Origin of the sequence: Cyanobacterium stanieri LEGE 03274, assembly GCF_015207825.1 — a bacterium.
In the GTDB taxonomy this organism is placed as follows: Bacteria; Cyanobacteriota; Cyanobacteriia; order Cyanobacteriales; family Cyanobacteriaceae; genus Cyanobacterium; species Cyanobacterium stanieri_B.
In genome coordinates this window covers 1-5,177 of sequence record NZ_JADEWC010000055.1, presented here as the reverse complement: position 1 = coordinate 5,177, position 5,177 = coordinate 1, and the positions used below count along the sequence as shown (strand labels likewise).

2 tRNA genes and 3 rRNA genes are annotated in these 5,177 nt (G+C 49.5%); all 5 read right to left on the bottom strand.

Annotated features, from left to right (window positions below):
- Positions 1–46 precede the first annotated feature (46 nt).
- A 5S ribosomal RNA gene (gene rrf, locus IQ215_RS14570) occupies positions 47–164 on the bottom strand.
- Between the two features lie 60 nt (positions 165–224).
- A 23S ribosomal RNA gene (locus IQ215_RS14130) occupies positions 225–3,005 on the bottom strand.
- Between the two features lie 116 nt (positions 3,006–3,121).
- Positions 3,122–3,194 (bottom strand) — tRNA-Ala (locus tag IQ215_RS14125).
- Positions 3,195–3,199: 5 nt separating this feature from the next.
- Positions 3,200–3,273, bottom strand: a tRNA-Ile gene (locus tag IQ215_RS14120).
- Between the two features lie 73 nt (positions 3,274–3,346).
- Positions 3,347–4,834: ribosomal RNA gene (locus IQ215_RS14115) — 16S ribosomal RNA — on the bottom strand.
- Together the 16S, 23S and 5S rRNA genes with 2 tRNA genes alongside form the textbook arrangement of a ribosomal RNA operon.
- Positions 4,835–5,177: the final 343 nt, after the last annotated feature.

Here is a 5,177-nt window from a genome sequence, read left to right as displayed (position 1 = left end):
ATAAAAAAACCGCCATGTAGAGAGGCGGTTTTTATGGGAGTATTAAGACAGGCATAGAACTATTGTCCCAAGGGGCTACCCCCGTAGTATCGTCGCTGCAGTTATGTTTCACCCACGAGTTCGGGATGGAATCGTAGTGGTTCCATAACGCTAGATACACCTGTCAAGATTGTGAGGTTAGAAACCCTCAAGACTGCATAGATGATTAGTAAGTAGATTGAAGATAGGTCAAGCTGACGGTCTGTTAGTACACTTCGGCTCCATACATTACTGCACTTCCACCTTGTGCCTATTAACGGGTGTTCTTCCCGTGACCTTACACCAGAATACTCATCTTGAGGTGGGCTTCCCACTTAGATGCTTTCAGCGGTTATCCACTCCGTACATGGCTACCCAGCGTTTACTGTTGGCACAATAACTGGTACACCAGCGGTACGTCCTTCCCGGTCCTCTCGTACTAAGGAAGGCTCCTCTCAATATTCTCACGCCTGCACCGGATATGGACCGAACTGTCTCACGACGTTCTGAACCCAGCTCACGTACCGCTTTAATGGGCGAACAGCCCAACCCTTGGGACGTACTTCCGCCCCAGGTTGCGATGAGCCGACATCGAGGTGCCAAACCTCCCCGTCGATGTGAACTCTTGGGGGAGATCAGCCTGTTATCCCTAGAGTAACTTTTATCCGTTGAGCGACGGCCCTTCCACACAGCACCGTCGGATCACTAAGACCGTGTTTCCACCCTGCTCGACTTGTTGGTCTCGCAGTCAAGCTACCTTCTGCCTTTGCACTCTTCGACTGATTTCCAACCAGTCTGAGGTAACCTTTGTACGCCTCCGTTACCTTTTTGGAGGCGACCGCCCCAGTCAAACTACCCACCTGAAACTGTCCTCATTTAAGAGTTAGAATTCTAGCCTTCTGAGAGTGGTATCTCACCATTGACTCTATTATCCCCACAAGGATAATTTCTTCGTCTCCCACCTATCCTGCGCACAGCAGGCCCGAACACAATTCCAAGCTATAGTAAAGCTTCATAGGGTCTTTCTGTCCAAGTGCAGGTAGTCCGTATCTTCACAGACAATCCTATTTCGCCGAGCCTCTCTCCGAGACAGCGCCCAGATCGTTACGCCTTTCGTGCGGGTCGGAACTTACCCGACAAGGAATTTCGCTACCTTAGGACCGTTATAGTTACGGCCGCCGTTCACCGGGGCTTCAGTCGCTAGCTTCATCCTAAGACTGACCAACTTCTTTAACCTTCCGGCACTGGGCAGGCGTCAGCCCCTATACTTCCTCTTTCGAGTTTGCAGAGACCTATGTTTTTGCTAAACAGTCGCCTGGGCCTTTTCACTGCAACCACCTCTCGGTGGCACCCCTTCTCCCGAAGTTACGGGGTCATTTTGCCGAGTTCCTTAGAGAGAGTTAACTCGCTCCCCTTAGTATTCTCTACTTGCCTACCTGTGTCGGTTTCGGGTACCGGGACTCTACATTCAACACTATTAAAGCTTTTCTTGCCACTATCCTTACACTCACACAACCGAGGTTGCTTCCAATCCACTTAGGACGAGTTTATCTTTCATGGGTCCCTTTAATAGCTCCTGCAAAGCCACGCAGGAATATTTACCTGCTTGCCATCGACTACGCTATTCGCTTCGCCTTAGGTCCGGGCTAACTCTCCACGGACGAACCTTCTGGAGAAACCCTTAGGCTTTCGGGGTTGAGGATTCTCACCTCAATTTTCGCTACTTAAGCCGACATTCTCACTTCTCTATCGTCCACATCTGCTTGCCGCTAATGCTTCTCCCAATAGAGAACGCTCCCCTACCACTCAAAATATGAGTCCATAGCTTCGGTGAAAGACTTAGCCCCGTTCATTTTCGGCGCAGGAGCGCTTGACCAGTGAGCTATTACGCACTCTTTCAAGGATGGCTGCTTCTAGGCAAACCTCCTGGTTGTCTCTGCACTCCCACCTCCTTTATCACTTAGTCTTTACTTGGGGACCTTAGCTGATGGTCTGGGCTGTTTCCCTTTCGACGATGAAGCTTATCCCCCACCGTCTTACTAGTGCTACAATCATGGGTATTCTGAGTTTGTCTCATCTTGGTACCGCTCTCGCAGCCCGCAACGAAACAGTGCTTTACCCCCCATGACATTTCACACCGCTGCGCCTCAACACATTTCGGGGAGAACCAGCTAGCTCCGGGTTCGATTGGCATTTCACCCCTAACCACACCTCATCCGCCAATTTTTCAACATTGGTCGGTTCGGACCTCCACCACCTGTTACGGTGGTTTCATCCTGGACATGGTTAGATCACCCGGGTTCGGGTCTACAAACTGTGACTAGCGCCCTATTTAGACTCGATTTCTCTTTGGCTTCGACTTTCCGTCTTAACCTGCCACAGCCTGTAAGTCGCCGGCTCATTCTTCAACAGGCACACGGTCATCCGTTCTATCGGACTCCCATTGCTTGTAAGCTAATGGTTTCATGTTCTATTTCACTCCCCTCCCGGGGTTCTTTTCACCTTTCCCTCGCGGTACTTTTCTCTATCGGTCACACTTTGTATTTAGCCTTACCACGTGGTCGTGGCTGATTCACACGGGATTTCTCTTATACCGTGCTACTCGGGATTCACCTACAATTATTTCTGTTTTCAACTACAGGACTTTCACCTTCTATGGTCTAGTTTTCAGCTAGTTCGTTTAACATCCACTCTCGATATTGGTGTCCCACTACCCCAGCATTCGTAAACGCTGGTTTAGGCTACTCCCGCTTCGCTCGCCGCTACTAAGGGAATCACTTTTGTTTTCTCTTCCTCTGGCTACTAAGATGTTTCAGTTCACCAGGTTTGCTCATCACCTCAAAAAAGGTGTGTTTTTAGGGTTGCCCCATTCGGACATTCTCGGCTCAATGTTTGCTTCCAACTCCCCGAGACTTTTCGCAGGTTGCTACGTCCTTCTTCGCCTTCGTGTGCCTAGGTATCCACCATTAGCCCTTCTTTGCTTGACCTTATCTGTTTTGATACAGACTTTCCTACTTACTTTTTTTTCTATGCAGTTTTCAAGGTTCTTACTGAGACTTTATCCCAGCAGTTGTTCGGTTAAACAGTGCCAAGTTTTTCTCACTGGAGATAAGCGGACTCGAACCGCTGACATCCTGCTTGCAAAGCAGGCGCTCTACCAACTGAGCTATACCCCCACCTATGGGCCATCCTGGACTTGAACCAGGGACCTCACCCTTATCAGGGGTGCGCTCTAACCACCTGAGCTAATAGCCCATGAACCCAATCTCTAGTCTGAAAACCATCCTTCATCACATTCCTTGTTGACCACTATTCGTGGTCTCCCTTATAAGGAGGTGATCCAGCCACACCTTCCGGTACGGCTACCTTGTTACGACTTCACCCCAGTCACTAGTCCCACCTTCGGCGTCCTCCTCCTATACCGGTTGGAGTAACGACTTCGGATGTTACCAACTTCCATGGTGTGACGGGCGGTGTGTACAAGACCCGGGAACGGATTCACCGCAGTATGCTGACCTGCGATTACTAGCGATTCCTCCTTCACGTCGGCGAGTTTCAGCCGACGATCTGAACTGGGGCTGGGTTTGATGGGTTTCGCTCCACCTTACGGTCTCGCATCCCTTTGTCCCAACCATTGTAGTACGTGTGTAGCCCAAGACGTAAGGGGCATGCTGACTTGACGTCATCCCCACCTTCCTCCGAGTTCTCCCCGGCGGTCTCCCTAGAGTCCCCAACTTAATGCTGGCAACTAAGGACGAGGGTTGCGCTCGTTGCGGGACTTAACCCAACATCTCACGACACGAGCTGACGACAGCCATGCACCACCTGTCACGATGTTCCCTAAGGCACTCTCAACTTTCATCAAGATTCATCGGATGTCAAGTCTTGGTAAGGTTCTTCGCGTTGCATCGAATTAAACCACATACTCCACCGCTTGTGCGGGTCCCCGTCAATTCCTTTGAGTTTCACACTTGCGTGCGTACTCCCCAGGCGGGATACTTAACGCGTTTGCTTCAGCACAGCCGGAGTTTATACCCGCTACACTTAGTATCCATCGTTTACCGCTAGGACTACAGGGGTATCTAATCCCTTTCGCTACCCTAGCTTTCGTCCCTCAGTGTCAGTACATGTCCAGTAGAGCGCCTTCGCCACTGGTGTTCTTCCTAATCTCTACGCATTTCACCGCTACACTAGGAATTCCCTCTACCCCTCCTGTACTCTAGCTTTTCAGTTTCCACACCCTGCCCGAGGTTGAGCCTCGGTCTTTGAATGCGGACTTGAAATGCCACCTACGGACGCTTTACGCCCAATGATTCCGGATAACGCTTGCATCCTCCGTATTACCGCGGCTGCTGGCACGGAGTTAGCCGATGCTTATATCAGGTACCGTCACTTTCTTCTTCCCTGAGTTTTGAGGTTTACAACCCAAGAGCCTTCCTCCCTCACGCGGTATTGCTCCGTCAGGCTTTCGCCCATTGCGGAAAATTCCCCACTGCTGCCTCCCGTAGGAGTCTGGGCCGTGTCTCAGTCCCAGTGTGGCTGCTCATCCTCTCAGACCAGCTACTGATCGTTGCCTTGGTGATCTCTTACATCACCAACTAGCTAATCAGCCGCGAGCTCTTCCCTAGGCGATAAATCTTTTACTTTTCAGCTCATCCGGTATTAGCAGTCGTTTCCAACTGTTGTCCCCGACCTAAGGGCAGATTCTCACGTGTTACTCACCCGTCCGCCACTATCACCTAAGTGACCGTTCGACTTGCATGTGTTAGGCATACCGCCAGCGTTCATCCTGAGCCAGGATCAAACTCTCCATTGTAAGTTCTTAATTACCTTAGTAATCAATTCCTTTTTTTGAAGTAGTTTTACTTGCTCTTCTTTGCAATCATCAAACCTAAGTTTGATTTTTTTTGTTTATTTCTTAAATAAGTTCTTTGACAAGGATGTATGTAATACTTGAAAAATGGCTTTCAAACTATTGAATTGTCGAGGTTCGTGGTGACTGTCGAGGGGTTGTGTCCCTCAATCGCACATATACTAATATAACTAACTCTCCTCAAAATGGCAACTTTTTCTCGAAACTTTTTTTCAACTTCTGTCACAACTGTTACATATTAAGGCTTTTGACCTTTCAATCTTTTTTTCTTTTCGCTGGGCATCGC